This window comes from Roseomonas sp. USHLN139, assembly GCF_037145735.1.
Classification (GTDB): domain Bacteria; phylum Pseudomonadota; class Alphaproteobacteria; order Acetobacterales; family Acetobacteraceae; genus Pseudoroseomonas.
The window spans coordinates 1,059,236-1,078,045 of sequence record NZ_JBBCWY010000001.1; the positions used below are offsets into that span (position 1 = coordinate 1,059,236).

At 71.3% G+C, this 18,810-nt stretch carries 14 protein-coding genes; 6 read left to right on the plus strand and 8 right to left on the minus strand.

Features of this window, described 5'->3' with window-relative positions:
• The first annotated feature begins 26 nt into the window (after positions 1-26).
• Positions 27-1,439: a TolC family outer membrane protein gene (locus WFI16_RS04940; RefSeq protein ID WP_419896676.1), complete on the plus strand. Its 1,413-nt coding sequence runs from the start codon at positions 27-29 to the stop codon at positions 1,437-1,439.
• Positions 1,440-1,476: 37 nt separating this feature from the next.
• Here WFI16_RS04940 and WFI16_RS04945 read toward each other — a convergent pair whose 3' ends face one another.
• Both WFI16_RS04945 and WFI16_RS04950 read right to left on the minus strand, forming a co-directional pair.
• Positions 1,477-2,865 (minus strand): hypothetical protein, encoded by a 1,389-nt coding sequence (locus WFI16_RS04945; RefSeq protein ID WP_419896677.1) that lies wholly within the window; start codon positions 2,863-2,865, stop codon positions 1,477-1,479.
• 115 nt (positions 2,866-2,980) lie between these two features.
• Positions 2,981-4,081 carry an NAD(P)/FAD-dependent oxidoreductase gene (locus WFI16_RS04950; protein WP_419896678.1) on the minus strand — a complete coding sequence of 367 codons (1,101 nt, stop codon included), beginning with the start codon at positions 4,079-4,081 and terminating at the stop codon, positions 2,981-2,983.
• 193 nt (positions 4,082-4,274) lie between these two features.
• Between WFI16_RS04950 and WFI16_RS04955 the strand changes: the two genes are divergently transcribed.
• A complete protein-coding gene (locus WFI16_RS04955; protein ID WP_419896679.1) occupies positions 4,275-6,095 on the plus strand; it encodes an ABC-F family ATP-binding cassette domain-containing protein in 1,821 nt (606 codons plus the stop codon).
• Positions 6,096-6,204: 109 nt separating this feature from the next.
• Here WFI16_RS04955 and WFI16_RS04960 read toward each other — a convergent pair whose 3' ends face one another.
• Entirely contained in the window at positions 6,205-7,722 is a 1,518-nt protein-coding gene (locus tag WFI16_RS04960; RefSeq protein WP_419896680.1) for a sensor histidine kinase, read from the minus strand.
• A gap of 478 nt (positions 7,723-8,200) precedes the next feature.
• On the opposite strand from WFI16_RS04960, the gene greB reads away from it, so the two are divergent.
• Together greB and WFI16_RS04970 are read left to right on the plus strand one after the other, a co-directional pair.
• Complete coding sequence (gene greB, locus WFI16_RS04965; RefSeq protein WP_442970652.1) at positions 8,201-8,668, plus strand: transcription elongation factor GreB; 468 nt, start codon at positions 8,201-8,203, stop codon at positions 8,666-8,668.
• Between the two features lie 130 nt (positions 8,669-8,798).
• Positions 8,799-9,710: a DMT family transporter gene (locus WFI16_RS04970; protein ID WP_419896682.1), complete on the plus strand. Its 912-nt coding sequence runs from the start codon at positions 8,799-8,801 to the stop codon at positions 9,708-9,710.
• 9 nt (positions 9,711-9,719) lie between these two features.
• On the opposite strand, the gene WFI16_RS04975 is transcribed toward WFI16_RS04970, so the two are convergent.
• The 5 genes from WFI16_RS04975 to WFI16_RS04995 all read right to left on the minus strand — a co-directional run bounded on the left by WFI16_RS04975 (position 9,720) and on the right by WFI16_RS04995 (position 16,433).
• On the minus strand, positions 9,720-10,994 hold the full coding sequence (locus WFI16_RS04975; protein WP_419896683.1) for a M20/M25/M40 family metallo-hydrolase: 1,275 nt from the start codon (positions 10,992-10,994) through the stop codon (positions 9,720-9,722).
• Between the two features lie 113 nt (positions 10,995-11,107).
• Entirely contained in the window at positions 11,108-11,938 is an 831-nt protein-coding gene (locus WFI16_RS04980) for an aspartate dehydrogenase (RefSeq protein ID WP_419896684.1), read from the minus strand.
• 369 nt (positions 11,939-12,307) lie between these two features.
• Positions 12,308-14,677: an ATP-dependent Clp protease ATP-binding subunit ClpA gene (gene clpA, locus WFI16_RS04985; protein ID WP_419896685.1), complete on the minus strand. Its 2,370-nt coding sequence runs from the start codon at positions 14,675-14,677 to the stop codon at positions 12,308-12,310.
• A gap of 172 nt (positions 14,678-14,849) precedes the next feature.
• Positions 14,850-15,275, minus strand: coding sequence for an ATP-dependent Clp protease adapter ClpS (clpS, locus tag WFI16_RS04990; RefSeq protein ID WP_419897147.1), 426 nt, complete (start codon positions 15,273-15,275; stop codon positions 14,850-14,852).
• Positions 15,276-15,710: 435 nt separating this feature from the next.
• Positions 15,711-16,433 carry a phasin family protein gene (locus tag WFI16_RS04995; RefSeq protein WP_419896686.1) on the minus strand — a complete coding sequence of 241 codons (723 nt, stop codon included), beginning with the start codon at positions 16,431-16,433 and terminating at the stop codon, positions 15,711-15,713.
• 426 nt (positions 16,434-16,859) lie between these two features.
• Here WFI16_RS04995 and WFI16_RS05000 point away from each other — a divergent pair, with 426 nt between their 5' ends.
• Together WFI16_RS05000 and WFI16_RS05005 are read left to right on the plus strand one after the other, a co-directional pair.
• Positions 16,860-18,059 carry a D-alanyl-D-alanine carboxypeptidase family protein gene (locus WFI16_RS05000; RefSeq protein WP_419896687.1) on the plus strand — a complete coding sequence of 400 codons (1,200 nt, stop codon included), beginning with the start codon at positions 16,860-16,862 and terminating at the stop codon, positions 18,057-18,059.
• 198 nt (positions 18,060-18,257) lie between these two features.
• Positions 18,258-18,800: an EF-hand domain-containing protein gene (locus tag WFI16_RS05005; RefSeq protein WP_419896688.1), complete on the plus strand. Its 543-nt coding sequence runs from the start codon at positions 18,258-18,260 to the stop codon at positions 18,798-18,800.
• Positions 18,801-18,810: the final 10 nt, after the last annotated feature.

Sequence of the window (18,810 nt, forward strand, 5' to 3'; positions counted from 1 at the left end):
CCCTCCTCGCTGAAAGACCGCGGTCGATGAATCCCTTGCGTATCCGTCAGGCGCTGCTGGCCGCGACCGTGCTGGTCCCTGTCGCCCTGGCGCCGGCCGCCGGCTGGGCCCAGTCCCTGCAGGAGGCGCTGAGCCAGGCCTATGCGAACAACCCGACGCTGCAGACGGCGCGCGCGCAGCTGCGCGTGGTGGACGAGAACGTGCCGCAGGCGCTGGCCGGCTGGCGGCCCAGCGTCACCATCGCCGGCAACGCCGGCTATGTGAACGGCACCACCCGCTCGCGCGGCATCTATGCCGATGCCGACCGGCAGACCGCCGGCGTCAGCGCGACGGTGACGCAGCAGCTCTACAATGGCGGCCGCACCGTGGCCTCGACCCAGCGGGCCGAGAACCAGGTGCTGGCGCAGCGCGCCCGGCTGCTGTCGGCCGAGCAGCAGGTGCTGTCCGACACCGTCGCCGCCTATGTCGCGGTGATCCGCGACCAGGAGACGCTGCGGCTCAACGTCAACAACGTCCAGGTGCTGCAGCGCCAGCTCGACGCCACCAACGAGCGCTTCAGGGTCGGCGAGATCACCCGCACCGACGTCGCCCAGGCGGAGAGCCGGCTGGCCGGCGCCCGCGCCCAGCGCGCCAGCGCCGAGGGCAATCTGCAGACCAGCCGCGCCACCTTCCGCCGCACCACCGGCCTGTCGCCGGAGCGGCTGACCGCGCCGCAGCCGCTGGGCATGCCGGTGAAGGACGGGCGCGAGGCAGCCGAGCTCGCCATGCGCAACAACCCGGCGGTGGTCGCCGCGCTGTTCGACGAGGCCGCGGCGCGCGACGCCGTCGACGTGCAGATGTCCGCCCTGCTGCCCTCGGTGAACGTCCAGGCCCAGGCCTTCCGCAGCGACAACGCCAATACCCCGCACACCCGCGGCACCGGCGAGCAGATCACCGCCAACCTCTCCGTGCCGCTCTACCAGGGCGGCGCCGAGCATTCGGCGGTGCGCCAGGCGCGGCAGGATGCGCAGCGCTACCGCCAGGTGGTGGACGACAACCGCCGCCAGGTGATGCAGCAGGCGACCCAGGCCTGGGAGACGCTGCAATCGGCCCGCGCCCAGGTCGACAGCGTGCGGGCGCAGATCCGCGCCGCCGAGATCGCGCTGGACGGCGTGCAGCGCGAGGCGGTGGTCGGCAGCCGCACCACGCTCGACGTGCTGAACGCCGAGCAGGAGCTGCTGAACGCCCGCGTCAGCCTGGTGCAGGCGCTCGCCAATGTGGTGACCGCCAGCTACAACCTGGCCGGCTCGGTCGGGCGGCTGACCGCGCGGGACCTGGCGCTGCCGGTCGCGCAGTATGATATGGAAGCCTATTACCGGACGGTGCGCACGCGCTGGTTCGGCACCGGCGACCTGAATACCCAGCAGCCGGTCAGCGACAGCCTTCCGGTCCAGCCTTGACCGGGGCGGGCCGCCGCCCTCCCGCCGCCCGCCTGGCTCAGGCGGGCTTGCGGGGCGGCAGCGGCTTCAGCGTCAGCTTGTAGAGCCGCATCGACCAGGGGCTGCGCAGTGCGCCGGCCCCGGCGTCGAACAGCGAGTAGAAGCTGGGGCGATGCAGCAGCAGCTGCGCCTCGCCCTGGCGGAAGGGGACATCGACCAGCAGCGGCGCCGCCGGATCCCCGGCGCGGGCCAGCAGGCGCGGCTTGCGGCCCGGCTCGGGCGCATAGGCGCCGATCGCCTGTTCCTCCGGCGCCGCCACCACGCTGCCGGCAGGCGGCAGGGCGAAACGCAGCCGCAGCCGCAGCCGGCCGATGGCCTCCACCCCGCCCTCGGGCGGCGTCGTCGGGCGCAGGCGCAGCAGGGCGAGCGGCCCGGCCTGCACGGCATTGCCCACGGCGCGCGCCTCGGCCCCCAGCAGCGTCGCCTCCCAGCCTTCGGGGCTGGCCATCGGCACGCTCTGGTTCGGCGCGGCCAGCAGGTGGTCCAGCGTGTCGCGCCCGAGCGGCGCCAGCCCCTCGCGCAGCCGGCCGAGCAGGGTCAGGCTGCGCGGCGGCGGCGCGATCGGCGCCTGGCGGGCATAGTGCAGGAAGCGGTCGGCCGCCTCGCGCTCGCCGGCATAGAGGTGGCGCCGCGCCGCCAGCATGCTGAAGGCCTGGCAATGGCTGAAGGCCAGGTAGGCGCCGGCGGCGGCGGCCACCGCGGTCAGCGGCGCGCCCTCCAGCAGCCGGTCGAGCACCCGGTTGAAGCGCCCCGCCTGCTTCAGGAAGGCGCCGAGCTCATGCCCGCCATCCGGGCAGATGAAGACCTGTGGCCAGCCCTCGGCCTTGAAGGCCTCGGCATTGGCGACGTCGATCACGTCGAGATCGCCGAACAGGCAGAGGAAGCGCCGCGGATCGCCGGTCATCACCGCATCCGGCCGCGGCACCGGCTGCTCCTCCTCGAACCAGCGCTGGTAGCGGATGATCGCCGGGCCACGCCTGGCGAGATCGACCGAGACCGGCGGGCAGAGCGCCATGACCCGCGCCTCGGGCAGCAGGGCGCCGACCAGCAGCGCCCCGAAGGCGCCCATGCTGACGCCCAGCACGGTGGCCCGCTCATAGCCGCCGGCGGCGACCTGCCGGCGCAGCGCGGCGGCCATGGCGTCCCAGCCCGGCTCGGCATTGTACCAGCTCTGCCGCTGGTCGCGCAGGAACAGCCGGTCAATCCCCGGCCGCGCCATCAGCGAGGCGTGGAAGTCGAAGGCGGTGATCGGCTCTCCGGCGCGGCGCAGCCCGGTGACGGCGATGACCAGCTGCCGGGCCGGCGCCTCGGCGGCGGGCGCGAATTCCAGTTCATAGCCGTCGAAGGCCTGCAGTCCGGGCTGCAGGGCGCTGCGCTCCACGATCAAGTCGGCCGATCCCGTCCAATGGCGCGCCCGGGCGGCGAGGGAGCCGCCGGGGCGCGGGCCGCTGTACAGCGCGAACCAGACCGTTGTGCAAGCTTGGCCGGGTGGCGCGGCGCCCTCAGCCGGCCAGCCCCTGCACGAGTCGGGCGAGGGAGAGCGAGGCGGTCAGCCCCGGGCTCTCGATGCCGAAGAGGTTGATCAGCCCGGCGCGGCCATGCGTCTCTGTGCCCTGGATGACGAAATCCTGCCCCGGCTGGCCGGGGGCGACGATCTTCGGCCGGATGCCGGAATAGCCGGGCTGCAGCGCGCCTTCCGGCAGGCCGGGCCAGTAGCGGCGGATGGCGGCATAGAAGCTGTCGCCGCGCCGCGGATCGACCTCGTAGTCGATGCTGTCGATCCATTCGACATCGGGGCCGAAGCGGCACTGCCCGCCAAGATCGATGGTCAGGTGGGTGCCGAGGCCGCCCGGCACCGGCACCGGATAGATCAGCCGCGAGAAAGGCGAGCGCCCGGCCAGGGTGAAGTAGTTGCCCTTGGCATAATAGGTCGGCGGCACATGGGCGGCCGGCATGCCTGCCAGCTTGCCGGCCAGGCGCGGCGCGTGCAGCCCGGCGGCATTGACCAGCAGCCGGCAGCGCAGCGACATCGGCTCGGCGCCGCCGACCTCGAGCTCGGCGCCTTCCTCGACCAGCCGGCCGCCGAGGACGGGGCTGTGGAAGACGAAGGTGGCGCCGGCATTCTCGGCATCGCCCTGCAGCGCCAGCATATAGGCATGGCTGTCGATGATGCCGGTGGAGGGGGAGAGCAGGGCGGCGGTGCAGTGCAGCGCCGGCTCCATCGCCAGCGCCTCCTCCGGCTCGACCAGCCGCAGGTCGGGCACGCCATTGGCCGCCGCCCGGGCCTGGATCGAGGCCAGCTTGCCGCGCTCCTCGGCATCCGTTGCCACGATCAGCTTGCCGCATTGCGCATGCGGCACGCCGCGCTCGGCGCAATAGGCGTAGAGCAGGTGCTTGCCCTCGACGCAGGCGCGCGCCATCAGGCTGTCCTTCGGGTAATAGATCCCCGCATGGATCACCTCGCTGTTGCGCGAGGAGGTCTCGGTGCCGATGCCCTCGGCGGCCTCCAGCACCAGCACCTCGCGCCCGGCGAGCGCCAGTTCGCGGGCCACGGCCAGCCCGACCACGCCGGCGCCGATGACGATGCACTCCACCTCTTCCACCCGGCCGCTCCTTCTCGAATCCTCGTTGCCGGCAGTCTTGCCCCCGATGCGGCGGGCTGGCCATGGTGGGGGACGCGAAAAATACCGCTTTGCGCGGGATTGCCGGCTGGTTTTCGCCGGGTTTTCCCGGACTTTCCCCGGGGCGTGACGCGGCGATGCTTGACGCGGCCGGCGCCGGGCGGCACGGAGCCGCATGGCCGCTCCCCCGCTTCTGCTGCTCCAGGACACCCGCCTCGGCTTCGGCACCACGCCGCTGCTGCTGGGCTCCACGCTCTCTGTGTCGCCCGGCGAGCGGGTGGCGCTGATCGGCCGCAACGGCTCCGGCAAGTCGACCCTGCTGAAGATCGCCGCCGGGCTGGTGCAGCCCGATTCCGGCAGCCGCTTCGTCCAGCCCGGCGCCACGCTGCGCTACCTGGAGCAGGAGCCCGACCTCTCTGGCTACGCCAATGTCATGGCCTATGTGATGGCCGGGCTGGGGGAGGGCGACGACGAATACCGGGCGCATTACCTGCTGGAGCAGCTCGGCCTCACCGGCGAGGAACTGCCGAAGAACCTCTCGGGCGGCGAGGCGCGGCGGGCGGCGCTGGCCCGCGCGCTGGCCCCCAGCCCCGACATCCTGCTGCTGGACGAGCCGACCAACCACCTCGACCTGCCCGCCATCGAATGGCTGGAGCAGGAGATCGGCTCGATGCGCTCGGCCCTGGTCCTGATCAGCCATGACCGCCGCTTCCTCGAAACCATGACGCGGGAGATGGTCTGGCTCGACCGCGGCATCACCCGCCGCCTGGCCCGCGGTTTTTCCCACTTTGAGACCTGGCGTGACGAGGTCCTGGAGCTGGAGGAGAAGGAGGCGCACAAGCTCGACCGGCAGATCGCCCGCGAAGAGGACTGGATGCGCTACGGCGTCACCGCCCGGCGCAAGCGCAATGTCCGCCGCGTCGCCGAGCTCGCCGGCCTCCGCCAGCAGCGCCGCGACCGCCGCGCTGCCCAGGGCGGGGTGAAGATGGCCGCCGCCGAGGGCGAGGGCTCCGGCAGCCAGGTGGTCTCGGCCGAGGGCATCTCGAAATTCTACGGCGAGCGCGCCGTGGTGAAGGATTTCTCCACCCGCATCCTGCGCGGCGACCGGGTCGGGATCGTCGGGCCCAATGGCGCCGGCAAGACCACGCTGCTGTCGATGCTGACCGGCGTGCTGGCGCCGGATTCCGGCGAGATCAAGCTCGGCACCAACCTGCAGATGGTGACGCTGGACCAGCGGCGCGAAGCGCTGGATCCCTCGATGACCGTCTCGGCGACGCTGACCGGGCAGCGCGGCGACCAGGTCTGGGTCAATGGCCAGCCGCGCCACGTCATCGGCTACATGAAGGATTTTCTTTTCCTGCCCGAGCAGGCGCGCACCCCGGTCTCGGCGCTGTCGGGGGGCGAGCGCGGTCGCCTGCTGCTGGCGCGCGCCTTTGCCACCGCCTCCAACCTGCTGGTGCTGGACGAGCCGACCAACGACCTGGACCTCGAGACGCTCGACCTGCTGCAGGAGCAGATCGCCGATTACGGCGGCACGGTCATCGTGGTCAGCCATGACCGCGACTTCCTCGACCGGGTGACCACCAATGTCATCGCCTGGGAAGGCGAGGGGCGCTGGCAGGATTATGCCGGCGGCTATTCCGACATGGTGGCGCAGCGCGGCCATGGCGTGCGGGCGCGTGCCGATGCCCAGCCTGCCCCCGCCGCGAAGCCTGCGGAGTCGAAGCCTGTCGCCGCCGCACCGGCGGCGGCGGCCCGGAAGAAAATGTCGTTCAAGGACCAGCATGAGCTGGAGACGCTGCCGGCGAAGATGCGCAAGCTGGAAGCCGAGGCCGCGAAGCTGAAGGAAATCCTGGCCGATCCCGGGCTCTACAGCCGCGACAAGGCGCGTTTCGACAAGGCCAGCGAGCTGCTGGCCCGGACGGAGACCGGCCTGGCGGAGGCGGAGGAGCGCTGGCTGGAGCTGGAGATGCTGCGCGAGGAAATGGGGGGCTGAACCGGCCCCCGGCCTTGGCCAGAGCGTGATGGCGTGAGGCGGCACCGCCGAACAGCCTGGAACAGGAAGCCGGCGTGGATTGCCTGCGTGCTTCCGCAGGCAATCCGCTCTAGGCGGCGCGGACCGACAGGCCGTGGCGCGCTTCCTGGGTGCGGAAGCGCACCTCGCAGGCCAGGCCCTCGGCCTCGAAGCTGAGCCGCACCTGGGTGCCCGGGCCGAGGTCATAGCCCAGGCCGCGCTCCAGGAAGCGCAGGCCGAAGCCCTGGCGCAGCGGCCGGCCGGCCAGGCGGGGGCCGCCCTGTTCGCGCCAGGAGAGCCGCAGCGCGCCATCGGGCAGGCAGTCCCAGCGCAGCGTCACCTGGCCGCCGCCGCCCAGCGCCCCGTGCCGGGCGGCGTTGCTGGCCAGCTCGGAGAGCGCGATGACCAGGGCCTGGGCCTGGCCGGGGCGCAGCAGCAGCCCCTCCGGCCCCTCGATCCGCAGCCTTCCGCTGGCCTGCCAGGGGCCGAGCGCCGCCTGCACGGCGGCCGACAGCGTCGCCTGCGACCAGCCGACCGAGGCCAGCAGCTCGTGCGAGCGCGACAGCGCGCCGAGACGCGCCGAGAAATCGGCGGCGAAGCGCTGCGGGTCGAGCGCCGCGCCGCGCAGCGTCTGGGCGGCCAGCGACTGCACGGTGGCCAGCGTGTTCTTCACCCGGTGGTTCAGCTCGCCCACCAGCTCGTCGCGCCAGGCGTCCTGGGTGGCGCGCTCGGTGACATCGGTGATGATCAGGCAGAGATGCGGCACGCCGCGGACCGGTTCGGCGGCCGCCGCGGAGGGCGGCAGCAGCAGCTCGGCCGCCAGGTGGTAATGGCGGTCGCCGCCCGGCGCGGTCACCGACCGGCCCGCCAGGCCGCTGCCCTGCGCCAGGGCCGCGCGCAGCTCGGCCCCGATCGCCGCATGCAGCCAGGGCAGGGCCTGGGCCAGGCTCTGGCCGGACAGCGCGGATTCGGGGATGCCGGCCAGCTGGGCGAAGCGGGCATTGCCGGCGGCGATGGCCAGGCTGCCGTCGAGCAGCGCCATGCCGATTGGCACCGCCTCGGCCACGGCGCGGATCTGCGCCTGGGCCTCGGCGGCGCGCCGCGCCTGGGCCTGGGCCTCGCGCCGCGACTGGCGCAGCGTCAGGCCCAGCAGGATGGCCGCCGCCGCCGCGCTGCCCAGGGCGGCCAGCAGGCCGTTGCGCTGCCGGGTCAGGTCCTGCTGGCGCAGCAGGGCGACGCGGCCCTTCAAGGCTTCTTCCATGGCATTGGCGGCCCCATGCAGGGCCTGGTGCGCCGCGTCGTTCTCCGCCGCGGTGAGGCCGTTGGCCAGGCGCAGCCGCAGCAGGGCCTGCGGCGGGGCGAATTCCGGATAATCGGCGGCCAGCCGTTCCAGCACGGCCAGGGCGGCGGTCGCCTCGGCACGGACCAGCCGGGCGGGATGATCGGAGAGCAGCGCTTCCGCCTTCAATCCCTCGTCGAGCGCCCGGATCTCCCGCAGGGTGGCCTCGCTATGGGCGAGGCGGAATGCCAGGAAGGCGAAGCTGGCGGCCAGCAGGGCGAAGGCCAGCCAGGCCATCGACCCGCCGGCCAGGGTGAAGGCTTGTCGCATCGGGCCGGGCGGCCGGGCGGGGGCCGCGGCGGCATCCGGGCACGCCGGGGCGCGGCGCCCTGGCAGGCTCCTGGGGGCGGCAGGCTGCACGGGCGCCTTCCTCCGGTTTTTTTGATTGTTTGCCGAACGTTTCCCATCTACCGCCCTCCCGCCAGCGCCCGGTTGGGTCCTGGTGGCGGAGCTGGAGCGCTGGGGCAGCAGCGCGGCGTGTCCAGCCCGCATCCTCGGCCAAGGGGAGCAGTGAAGCGCGGCATGAGTTAATAGAAGCGTTCTTTTGCGCGCGACGGGAGAGATTTTTTCGATTCAGAGCGATTCGACACCGAAATATTATCACGAAAGAAGCGTTTGATGGGCGCGGAGTGACGCCGTTCCTCGCGCCCGGCCTCGGACTTTTGCGGGAGATGCCCTCTTGGCTGCTGACGATGATGACGAGGGGGAAGATGCCCCCCCCGGCCTGCCGCCCGGCACGCCCTTCTACATGACGCCCGCCGGCCATGCCGGCCTGCAGGCGGAGCTGACCCGGCTGTGGAGCCAGGAGCGGCCGAAGGTGGTGGAGATCGTCTCCTGGGCGGCCAGCCTCGGCGACCGCAGCGAGAATGCCGACTACCAGTACGGCAAGAAGCGGCTGCGCGAGATCGACCGCCGGGTGCGCTTCCTGCGCAAGCGGCTGGAACGGGTGCAGGTGGTCGACCCGGCGGCGCAGCCGCGGCGCGACCAGGTCTTCTTCGGCGCCACGGTGACCTACGCCCGCGAGGATGACAGCGAGGTCACCATCACCATCGTCGGCGTCGACGAGACCGACCTGGAGCGCGGCCATATCAGCTGGGTGTCGCCGATGGCGCGCGCGCTGCTGAAGGCGCGCGTCGGCGATCTGATCCGCGTGCGCACCCCGGGCGGCGTCGAGGAGATCGAGGTGGTCGGCATCGCCTATCCGCCGGCCGCCTGACCGACCCGCGCCGCGATCCGCAGGGGCGGGGCCATCATCGCGGAGAAATTCGCCACCCCGCCCTTGCTTCCTTCATTTCACCGGCGTCATGCTGCGGGTGTTCCGCAGCCTCCCCGAAAGCCCGCGTCGAATGTCGCAGAATATCCTCCGCCCGCCCGCGGCCACGGCGCGGCGTGGCTGGCGTGACCTCTCGCCCGTGCTGCGCGGGATGGTCTGGATGGCGCTGTCGGGCCTGCTGTTCAGCCTGCTCAACGCCATCATGAGCGGCATGACGCGGGAGATGCATTCCTTCCAGGCGCAGTTCCTGCGCTACTTCTTCGGCTTCCTGGTGATGGTGCCGCTGTTCTGGCGCGACGGCGTCGCCAGCTACGCGCCGAAGGGCGTCTCGGGGCAGCTGTGGCGCGGCGTGGTGCACACCGCCGGGCTGCTGATGTGGTTCCTGGCGCTGCCGCATATCCCACTGGCCGATGTCACGGCGCTGGGCTTCACCGGGCCGATCTTCATCATGATCGGCGCCGTGGTCTTCCTGAAGGAGAAGGTGGTGCTGGGCCGCTGGATCGCCGCCGGCTTCGGCCTGGTCGGCGTCGCCATCGTGCTGGGGCCGAAGCTCTCGGGGGGTGGCGGCATCTGGACCCTGGTGATGCTGGGCTCCTCGCCGCTGTTCGCCGCCTCCTTCCTGATCACCAAGGCGCTGACCCGGCGCGACCGGCCGGAGGTGATCGTCATGTGGCAGGCGATCACCATCTCGCTCTTCACGCTGCCCTTCGCCCTGGCCTTCTGGGCCTGGCCGAGCCCGACCCAGCTGGCCTGGTTCGCGGTAGCCGGGCTGCTCGGCTCGGGCGGGCACTGGGCGCTGACCGAGGCCTTCCGCCTCGCCGATGTCTCGGCCACCCAGCCGGTGAAGTTCCTCGACCTCGCCTGGGCGGCGATGCTGGGCTTCCTGCTGTTCGGCGACATCCCCGGCTGGACCACCTTCGCCGGTGCCGCGGTGATCTTCGGCTCGGCCACCTGGATGGCGCGGCAGGAAGCCCGCCGCGCCTGATGTGACCCGTCAGTTGCTGGACACGCCCGCCAGCACCAGGATCGAGGCCAGCGCCGTCGACATGCCCTTCACGCTCTGGGTCTTCTCGACGTCGATCCACTCTTCCAGCGAATGCTCGCGGCCGCCCGCGCAGCCGGTGCCCAGCGTCACCGCCGGCAGCCCCAGGCTGATCGGGATGTTGCTGTCGGTGGAGGAGGCCGCCGTCTCCAGCGTATAGCCCTGGGCCTGGATCACCGACGCGGCGACGCGGGCGATGCGCGACTCCTTCGGCGTCACCCCGGCCGGGCGGTCGCCGATCTGCTTCAACTCGACGGTGATCTCGCCACGCGAGGTGTCGCGGGCGGCGTTCTCGTCCGCCGCCGCCTGGGGCAGGGTTGCCAGGAAGCGGGCCTCCAGCGTCGCCAGCACCTCGGCCGAGGCCGAGCGCAGGTCGACTTCCATCCACATGGTCTCCGGGATGGCATTGATCGACGTGCCGCCGCCGATCTTGCCGATCGAGAAGGTGGTCTTGGGCGAGGCGGGGACGCGGATGCGGCCGAGATCGTCCATGGCGCGGGCGAGCGCGAAGGCCGGGTTGACCAGGCCGAAGGCGCCGAAGGAATGGCCGCCCGGGCCGCGGAAGGTGACGCGGTAGCGCTTCGAGCCGACGGCGGCATGCACCAGCCGCGCCGGGTTCAGCCCGTCCAGCGCCACGAAGCCGGCGACCTTGTCGCGCCAGCGGTTGGCGCGGAAGAAATACTTCACGCCGCGCAGATCGCCGGCTCCTTCCTCGCCGACCGAGGCCAGGAACAGGATGCCGGCGCGGGTGCGGATCTCCGCCTTGTCGAGGGCGCGCGACAGCGCCAGCAGCAGGGCCAGGCCGCGGGTGTCGTCGCCGACGCCGGGGGCGCGCAGGATGTCGCCCTCGCGCTTCACCGTGACATCGGTGCCGGCCGGGAAGACCGTGTCGAGATGCGAGCAGAGCACGATGACTCCCGCCTCGGGGTCGGTGCCGGGGCGGTAGGCCGTGACATTGCCCTCCGCATCCGTCTCGACCTGCTCGACGCCGTGCTGGCGCAGCAGGTCGGCATAGGCGGCCGCGCGGACCGCCTCGCCGAAGGGGGGGGAGGGGATCTGGCAGAGGGTGATCAGCTGCTCGACGAAATTCTCGTGGTCGGCCTCGAGGGCAGCGGCGGCGCGCTGGAAGGCCGGGCTGTCCAGCATGGCGCGGGCCTCGGCCGCGGTGTCGCCGCCCTCGGTGGCGGCGAGCAGGGCGCGGAGCGCGGGGTCGGCGGGAAGGGTCATGGCTACCTCGGGGCGGCGAAAGGGCCGGGACGTTCCCCCCGCGCCAGAGCCTGGTCAAGAGTCAGAAAAAAGAAGGGGTCCAGGGGAATTCCTTCCCCTGGCCTTGCCTGCTGTCAGGTCCCCACCCGGAGCGGCGCGGACAGTTTCCGCAGCGCCGCGATCACCGACAGCGCCGTGATCTTCCCGGTCCGCGGATTGTCTGACGGCACGTTCTCGATGGTCATCGAGAAGCGGGCCGAATCCGCCTCGACCGTGATCGAATGGGTGTTGAGGGTGAGGTCCGGATCCGCCCAGATTTCCAGCCGCGTCCGGTCCGGTCCGATGCCGGCGAGGGACAGCGCCACCGCGACGTTCAGATTGGCCGGGAAGCCGCGCGCGGCCTCGCGCGCGCTGCCCTCGAAGAGGCGCAGCGGCGCGGTCAGGGCGGCGATATCGATGCCCTGCTCCGCCAGGTAGGGTGCGCCGAGCAGGCCCTTGACCGGCTTGCGGGTGACCATGCGGACGGCATGGATCTCCCCCTCGGCCGCCGCCGCGACGGCGTCGAGGCCGAGCAGGGCGCCGGTCGGCACGATGATCTGGCCATGGTGCTGGCGGGCCAGCTCGACCAGCTGCGGCTCCGACAGCAGCGCCCCGGCGGAGAGCACCATCAGCTTCTTGCCATGCTGCAGCACCGGCGTGGCGATCCGCGCCAGCAGCGCCGCGGGGGCGCATTCCACCACCAGGTCGGCCTGCGGCTCGAGGTCGCCGAGCTCGAGCACGGGCACCGGGTAGCGCAGCCCCTGCAGGCGGCGGGCGGCGGCGGGGCGGTCACGCGCGGCGACGGCGACCAGCTCGCAGCCGGGAATGCCGGCATCCAGCGCCTGGGCGACCCGCAGCCCGACCGCGCCGAGCCCGGCAATGGCGATGCGCAGCGGCCGGGGGCGCGGCTGGGTGATGGCATTCATGCGACGGCTTCCTCTTTGCGGCGCAGCAGAACCCCGGGCGGGCGACCTGTCCAGGGGGCCGCGTATCGCCCCGGGCCGGCGAGGGGCTGCGGCATCCCGGTGGCCGGCATGGGGGTACACGCCGGCCGCCGGGGCGGCGGCCTGGCGGGAAAGCCGGCCGCGAAGCGCGGGCCGTCAATTGGGGGGACGGCCTCGCCATGGCGGCAAGGTAATGGTCCCGCCCTGGCTTGCCAAGCCGAGGGAGGCACGGCGTCGGGCCGGGATGATCACGTCTCGTTCACGCAACGGGCTGCGACCGGCAGGCCGGCCCAGAAAAAACCCCGGAACCTTGCGGTTCCGGGGTCCTGCGGCCCGATCGTCCGGGCTGGTTCAGCCGGCGGCTTCCGGCGCGTGGTGGCTCTCCCCATCGCCATCCGGCCCTTCCTCGGGCTTGGGCAGGGCGGGCAGGGGGGCCTCGATGAACTCGAAGGTCAGGGCATCGTCCTTCATGCCGACCTTCACCGCGCCACCCTTGGCCAGCTTGCCGAAGAGCAGTTCCTCGGCCAGCGGCTTCTTGATGTATTCCTGGATGACGCGGGCCAGCGGCCGCGCGCCATAGAGGCGGTCGTAGCCCTTCTCCGCCAGCCACTCCTTGGCCGCCGAGGAGAGCTCGATCGTGACGTTGCGGTCGGCGAGCTGCGCCTCCAGCTGCATCACGAACTTCTCGACCACGTTGCCGACGATCTCCGGCGTCAGGTTGCCGAAGGGGACGACGGCGTCCAGGCGGTTGCGGAATTCCGGCGTGAACAGCCGCTTCACCGCATCCTCATCCTCGCCCGTGCGCACCTCGCGGCCGAAGCCGATGCCGTTCTTGGCCATGTCCGAGGCCCCGGCATTGGTGGTCATGATCAGGATGACGTTGCGGAAGTCGACGATCTTGCCGTTGTGGTCGGTCAGCTTCCCATGGTCCATGACCTGCAACAGGATGTTGTAGAGGTCCTGATGGGCCTTCTCGATCTCGTCCAGCAGCAGCACGGCATGCGGATGCTGGTCGATGCTGTCGGTCAGCAGCCCGCCCTGGTCGAAGCCGACATAGCCCGGCGGCGCGCCGATCAGCCGGCTGATGCTGTGCCGCTCCATGTATTCCGACATGTCGAAGCGGATCAGCTCGATGCCCAGCGTCTTGGCCAGCTGCTTGGCGACCTCGGTCTTGCCGACGCCGGTGGGACCGCTGAACAGGTAGTTGCCGATCGGCTTCTCCATGTCGCGGAGGCCGGCGCGGGACAGCTTGATCGCGGCCGACAGCGCCTCGATCGCCTGGTTCTGCCCGAAGACCATGGCCTTCAGGTCGCGCTCCAGGTTGCGCAGCGTCTCCTTGTCGTCGGAGGAGACCGACTTGGGGGGAATGCGCGCGATCTTGGCGACGATATCCTCGACATCCTTCAGGGTGACGGTCTTCTTCCGCTTCCCTTCCGGCTGCAGCATGCGGGAGGCGCCGACCTCGTCGATGACGTCGATCGCCTTGTCCGGCAGCTTGCGGTCATGGATGTACTTGGCCGAGAGCTCGACGGCGGCGCGGATCGCCTCCGGCGTGTACTTGACCTTGTGGTGCTTCTCGTAATTGGTCTTCAGGCCGGTGAGGATCTTCACCGCATCCTCGACCGTCGGCTCGTTGACGTCGATCTTCTGGAAGCGCCGGACCAGCGCCCGGTCCTTCTCGAAATAGGTGCGGTATTCCTTGTAGGTGGTCGAGCCGACGCAGCGCAGCGTGCCCTGGGCCAGCGCCGGCTTCAGCAGGTTCGAGGCGTCCATGGCGCCGCCCGAGGTGGCGCCGGCGCCGATCACCGTGTGGATCTCGTCGATGAACAGGATCGAGCCGGGCTGCTGCTCGAGCTCGTTCACCACGGCCTTCAGCCGCTCCTCGAAGTCGCCGCGGTAGCGGGTGCCGGCCAGCAGGCTGCCCATGTCGAGGGCGAAGATGGTCGACTTGGCCAGCACCTCGGGGACGTCGCCCTCGATGATGCGCTTGGCCAGGCCCTCGGCGATCGCCGTCTTGCCCACGCCGGGATCGCCGACATAGAGCGGATTGTTCTTGGTGCGGCGGCAGAGGATCTGGATGGTCCGCTCGATCTCGCTGTCGCGGCCGATGAGCGGGTCGATCTTGCCCTGCTGCGCCTTCTTGTTGAGGTTGACGCAGTAGTTGGACAGCGCGTCCTGGCCGCGCCGGGCGCCCTGCGGCTTCTCCTCCTTCTCGCCGGGCTCTTCCGACCCCGGCGCCGAGGCCGTGGGCGGGCTGCCCTGGACCGGGCGGCTGGTCGAGCGGCCGGGCGCCTTGGCGATGCCATGGCTGATGAAGTTCACCGCATCCAGCCGGGTCATGTCCTGCAGCTGGAGGAAATAGACGGCATGGCTTTCCCGCTCGCTGAACAGGGCGACGAGCACATTGGCGCCCGTCACCTCGTCGCGGCCGGAGGATTGCACATGGATCGCCGCGCGCTGCACGACGCGCTGGAAGCCCGCGGTCGGCTTCGGGTCGCCGGAGCGCTCCGTCACCAGCCCGGCCAGGTCCTTGTCGAGGAACTCGGCCAGGTCGCGCTTCAGCTTGTCCTGGTCGACCCCGCAGGCGCGCAGCACGGTGGCGGCGTCGGTGTCGTCGACCAGGGCGAGGAGCAGATGCTCCAGCGTGGCGTATTCGTGGCGGCGCTCATTGGCGAGCGCCAGCGCGCGGTGGAGCGTCTGCTCGAGATTGCGGGACAGCATGAATGTGACGCTCCCCTTCGATGGCGATGCCGGAGGACCCGGAGGAGGGAGCCGGCACCGCGCAGAGACAGGCCTCGCGGCCCTAGATAATCGTTATGTGGTTCCGCCAGATCGATACGGCGAGGGTCAGTCTAAGTTTCAGCAGGTTACACAGGTATGAGCGGGCGCCGCATCATTCCTTTTCAATGGTGCACTGGAGCGGATGCTGATTCTGCCGCGCCAGGTCCATCACCTGGGTGACCTTGGTCTCGGCCACCTCATAGGTATAGACGCCGCAGACGCCGACGCCGCGGCGGTGCACATGCAGCATGATGCGCGTCGCCTCCTCGCGGTTCTTCTGGAAGAAGCGCTCGAGCACATGCACGACGAATTCCATCGGCGTGTAGTCGTCGTTCAGCATCAGCACCTTGTACATGGCCGGCTTGCGCGTGCGGGTGCGGGTCTTCACCACCACGCCGGTGTTGCTGCCGTCCTGGTTGCCGCCGTCGCCGCCATGGCCGGCATCGCCGGGGTTCTGCGGCCCGGACGGCTCGTTCCCCGCCGCCTGGATCGCCAGCGACGCGGGAATCGTCTCGGGGTGCTGGTCCTGTTCCGTCATGCTGCCGCCGGCCTGCAGATTGTCTGCTGCACCAAGATCCATCTTCCCCTCTGGGCCGCCCCCATCTAGGCAGCGGCCCGAAGCTTTGCCAACCCGGGCCCCGCCGGCCCGAATGGCCGGCGCGGCAGCGGGTCTGCTGCGATAGGGCAGGATATCGGACTGCCGGGGCGGAGGTGAAGGGCCGCGCGCCTCATGGCCTGTGGAAAAGCGCCGTGAAACCGCCTTCGGGCCCGCATTCCAGCCCCTCCGGCGGGGCGGGCGCCCGGGACTTGACCATTGGCCGCCGCGCCCCATGGCGCCGTCCGGCGGGCCGGCGAGGCGCCGCCGCCCCGGCCATGAAAAAAAGGCCGGCCCCGGGATTTTCCCAGGGCCGGCCCATCGTCGATCAGAGGCGCCGGCCGCCTGCGGTGCGGCCGGCCAGGTCGGATCCGAGGATCAGACCAGGTTGGTCGGGCGCGAGAACTTCTCGACCGCCAGCGTCATGCGGGCGGCGATCGGGGCGGAGGACTGCTCGGCCAGCTTGAAGGCGGCCTCGTTCAGGCGGGTGGCCTCGGCCATCGACTTCTCGAGCTGCGCCTTGGCGAAGCCGGCCTGGATCTCGGCCGCTTCCTTCAGGCTCTTCACCGAGGACAGCGCCTTGGCATTGGCCACGGCCTGCTCGTTCAGGCCCTGCATCACGGCGAAGGCCTGCTTGCTCAGGTCCTGCAGGCCGGTGATGTAGGTCTGGGTGGCCTTGGTCAGCGCCTCCAGATTGCCGCGGCCGAACTCAACGGCCTCCTCGGTCGCCTTGTAGAAGCCCTCGGTGCCGCGCGTGATCTGGTCCATGCTCTTCTCCATAGCCGTGCGGGTCTCTGCCGCACTGGTTGCGATCGTTTTGGTCGCCGATCCGGCCGCGGGGGCGGCCGCCGGAAGGGAGCCCGGGGAAATGTCTGCTGTCGCTGCGGGCGGAGCCGGAAGCTCCGTCCGGGGGGCGGCCAGCACCGCCGCCACTCCCTGGCTGACCACCTCGGCCACCTTGTCCGCCTCGGCGGCGACGGTCGCCGCCACCTCGGTGCTGGCAGCCGAGAGCGCGGGGGAGGGCAGCTCCGGCCCGGCCGCGCGGGCGGCAGGCTTCGGCTTCTCGGTCCCGGGCTTGATGGTCTTTGGCGCGTTGGCCATGCAGCTCCTCCTCCTCTCCGGCCACCGGGCCCGCCGGCGGTCAGCCGGGACGGGACGGGCAGCGCAGCTCGGTCATCGCTTGACAAGGCCGGACCGGAGCTGCGCGGGACCAGACTTGATGCCCCACCGTGTTGCGGTGCAGCATAGGGACGATATGGCAATGAAAGCGCCGCTTGTCCAGCACTTTTTTGCGTTGCAGCATGACCCTTTCGGGAAGCGGTTCCAGACGGGGTTCCGGGTCCTGCCGCGCGGTGCCGCGGCTTGCGCGGCGCGTCGTGCCGGCAGATGCCAGACCGCTTAAACGACGGAGGTTAAGTCGTTGGCGAAGGTCGCGGTTCCCGTTTGGTTCCCGATGACAGCACGACGAAAATTCTCCTATCATGCCGCCTCTCGCTGGGGGGCGAGGTGGCTGCATTGGGGGATCGGATGCAACTTGCGCGCGTGGTTCGTCGGCTGGGACTCCTGGCCGCATCAACGGTACTCCTTGCCCTTCCGGGGGTCGCCCAGGCACAGATCGGCAGCGAGCGGTATTCGTCCGTCGTTCTCGACGGTCAGACCGGCCAGGTGCTCTTCGGCAGCAATGCGGAGGCCCCGCGCCATCCGGCCTCGCTGACCAAGATGATGACCCTTTATATGGTGTTCGACGCGCTGCGCAGCGGCCGGCTGAGCCTCGATCAGCGTCTCGAGATGACACCGACCGCCGCCGCCCGCCCGCCCTCCAAGCTCGGCCTGCCGCCGGGCCGCACCATCACCGTCGAGAACGGCATCTACGCCCTGGTCACCAAGTCGGCCAACGACGTCGCCTCGCTGTTCGGCGAGACGCTGGGCGGCGGTGACGAGCAGCGATTCGCCCAGCTGATGACGCTGCGCGCCCGCGCGCTGGGCATGACCGGCACCACCTTCCGCAACGCCTCCGGCCTGCCCGACATCGAGCAGATCACCACGGCGCATGACATGGCCACGCTGGGCCGCCGGCTGCAGCACGACTTCCCCGAGCGCTACCACTATTTCGGCACCCGCACCCACCAGATGGGCAGCATCAGCCTGCGCAACCACAACCGCATGCTGGGCGAGTACGAAGGCGTCGACGGCATCAAGACCGGCTATATCAATGCCTCCGGCTTCAATATCGTCACCTCCGCCAAGCGCGACAACGTCCGCCTGGTGGTCGCGGTCTTCGGCGGCAATTCCTGGGTCGAGCGCGACCGCCATGCCGGCGCCCTGCTCGATCGCGGCTTCGCCCAGATGGGTGTCGGCCCCGGCAGCCCGGGCCTGATGGCCAGCGCCGGCGCCGTGGCCGCGACCGGCGCGGTGACCGCCGCTGCCGTCCGCCGCGTCCGCAGCCCGGCGCTGATCGCCCGCGCCGCCGCCGCCGAGCCGCCGGCCAGCCGCCGCGTCGCCCTGGCCTCGGTGACGCCGGTCAAGCCGCGCCCCGGCAGCCGCGCGGCCGCCCCGGCCCGCCGCACCGTGGTCGAGCAGGGCGATGGCGGCAGCCGCGTCCGCGCCGCCGTCCGGCCCGTCGCGGCCCGTGCCGCCACCCCGGTGCGCGCCGCCGCCACCCCCGCCAAGCCCGCCGCCCGCGTCACCCCGGCGCCTGCCCGCAGCGAGCGCCGGCCCACCCGCTGAACCGGCGCGTGACCGCCTGAGGCGGCGCCGCCGCAAGGCCGGATCACCCGCCGGAAACGACCCTGGCGGGTCGCCTGTCGCGACCCGTCACATTTCCTCACCCGGCACGGCCGGGGCGGCAATGCCGCTGTTACATCGGCTCCCCAGCTTCTCCCTCAGGCGGCACCCCGCCGCATTGCTTCAGGAGGAGCTCCCGCCATGAACCGCTTTCTCACCCTCGGCCTGCTCGGCGCCGGCCTCGTCGCCACCAGCCTGCCGGCCTTCGCCCAGGCGCCGGCCGCCGCGCCGCAGTCCCAGGCTCCCCAGGCTCAGGCTCCCCAGTCGCAGACGCAGGTCGAGCGCGGTCCGCGCGGCCCGGCCCGGCTGCTCGCCATGGCCGATGCCGATCGTGATGGCCGCGTCACCGAGACCGAGGCGCTCAACGCCCTCTCGGCCCGCTTCGCCGAGGCCGACACCAACAAGGATGGCGGCCTGACCCGGGAGGAGGTGACCGCCTTCCTGCAGAGCCAGTGGCAGGCTCACCGTCCGGAAGGCGAGCGCCGCGCGCCCTCCGATCGCGCCCGCCAGGGCATGCAGAACCGCCTCGACGCCATGTTCCGCGCCGCCGATGCCGATCGCGACGGGCGGGTGACGCTGGACGAAATGCGGCCGATCGCCCTCGCCCTGTTCCGGGCGGCGGACAAGAACAATGACGGGGCGCTGGAAGCCTCGGAGCTGCGCGGCGATCGGCATCGCCGCTAGGCCGTAAAAA

Coding starts and splice junctions, on each gene's coding strand:
- WFI16_RS04940 (WP_419896676.1), top strand. CDS start 27: ATGAATCCCTTGCGTATCCGTCAGGCGCTGCTGGCCGCGACCGTGCTG.
- WFI16_RS04955 (WP_419896679.1), top strand. CDS start 4,275: ATGGCCGCTCCCCCGCTTCTGCTGCTCCAGGACACCCGCCTCGGCTTC.
- WFI16_RS04960 (WP_419896680.1), bottom strand. CDS start 7,722: ATGCGACAAGCCTTCACCCTGGCCGGCGGGTCGATGGCCTGGCTGGCC.
- greB (WP_442970652.1), top strand. CDS start 8,201: ATGACGCCCGCCGGCCATGCCGGCCTGCAGGCGGAGCTGACCCGGCTG.
- WFI16_RS04970 (WP_419896682.1), top strand. CDS start 8,799: ATGTCGCAGAATATCCTCCGCCCGCCCGCGGCCACGGCGCGGCGTGGC.
- WFI16_RS04975 (WP_419896683.1), bottom strand. CDS start 10,994: ATGACCCTTCCCGCCGACCCCGCGCTCCGCGCCCTGCTCGCCGCCACC.
- WFI16_RS04980 (WP_419896684.1), bottom strand. CDS start 11,938: ATGAATGCCATCACCCAGCCGCGCCCCCGGCCGCTGCGCATCGCCATT.
- clpA (WP_419896685.1), bottom strand. CDS start 14,677: ATGCTGTCCCGCAATCTCGAGCAGACGCTCCACCGCGCGCTGGCGCTC.
- clpS (WP_419897147.1), bottom strand. CDS start 15,275: ATGACGGAACAGGACCAGCACCCCGAGACGATTCCCGCGTCGCTGGCG.
- WFI16_RS04995 (WP_419896686.1), bottom strand. CDS start 16,433: ATGGCCAACGCGCCAAAGACCATCAAGCCCGGGACCGAGAAGCCGAAG.
- WFI16_RS05000 (WP_419896687.1), top strand. CDS start 16,860: ATGCAACTTGCGCGCGTGGTTCGTCGGCTGGGACTCCTGGCCGCATCA.
- WFI16_RS05005 (WP_419896688.1), top strand. CDS start 18,258: ATGAACCGCTTTCTCACCCTCGGCCTGCTCGGCGCCGGCCTCGTCGCC.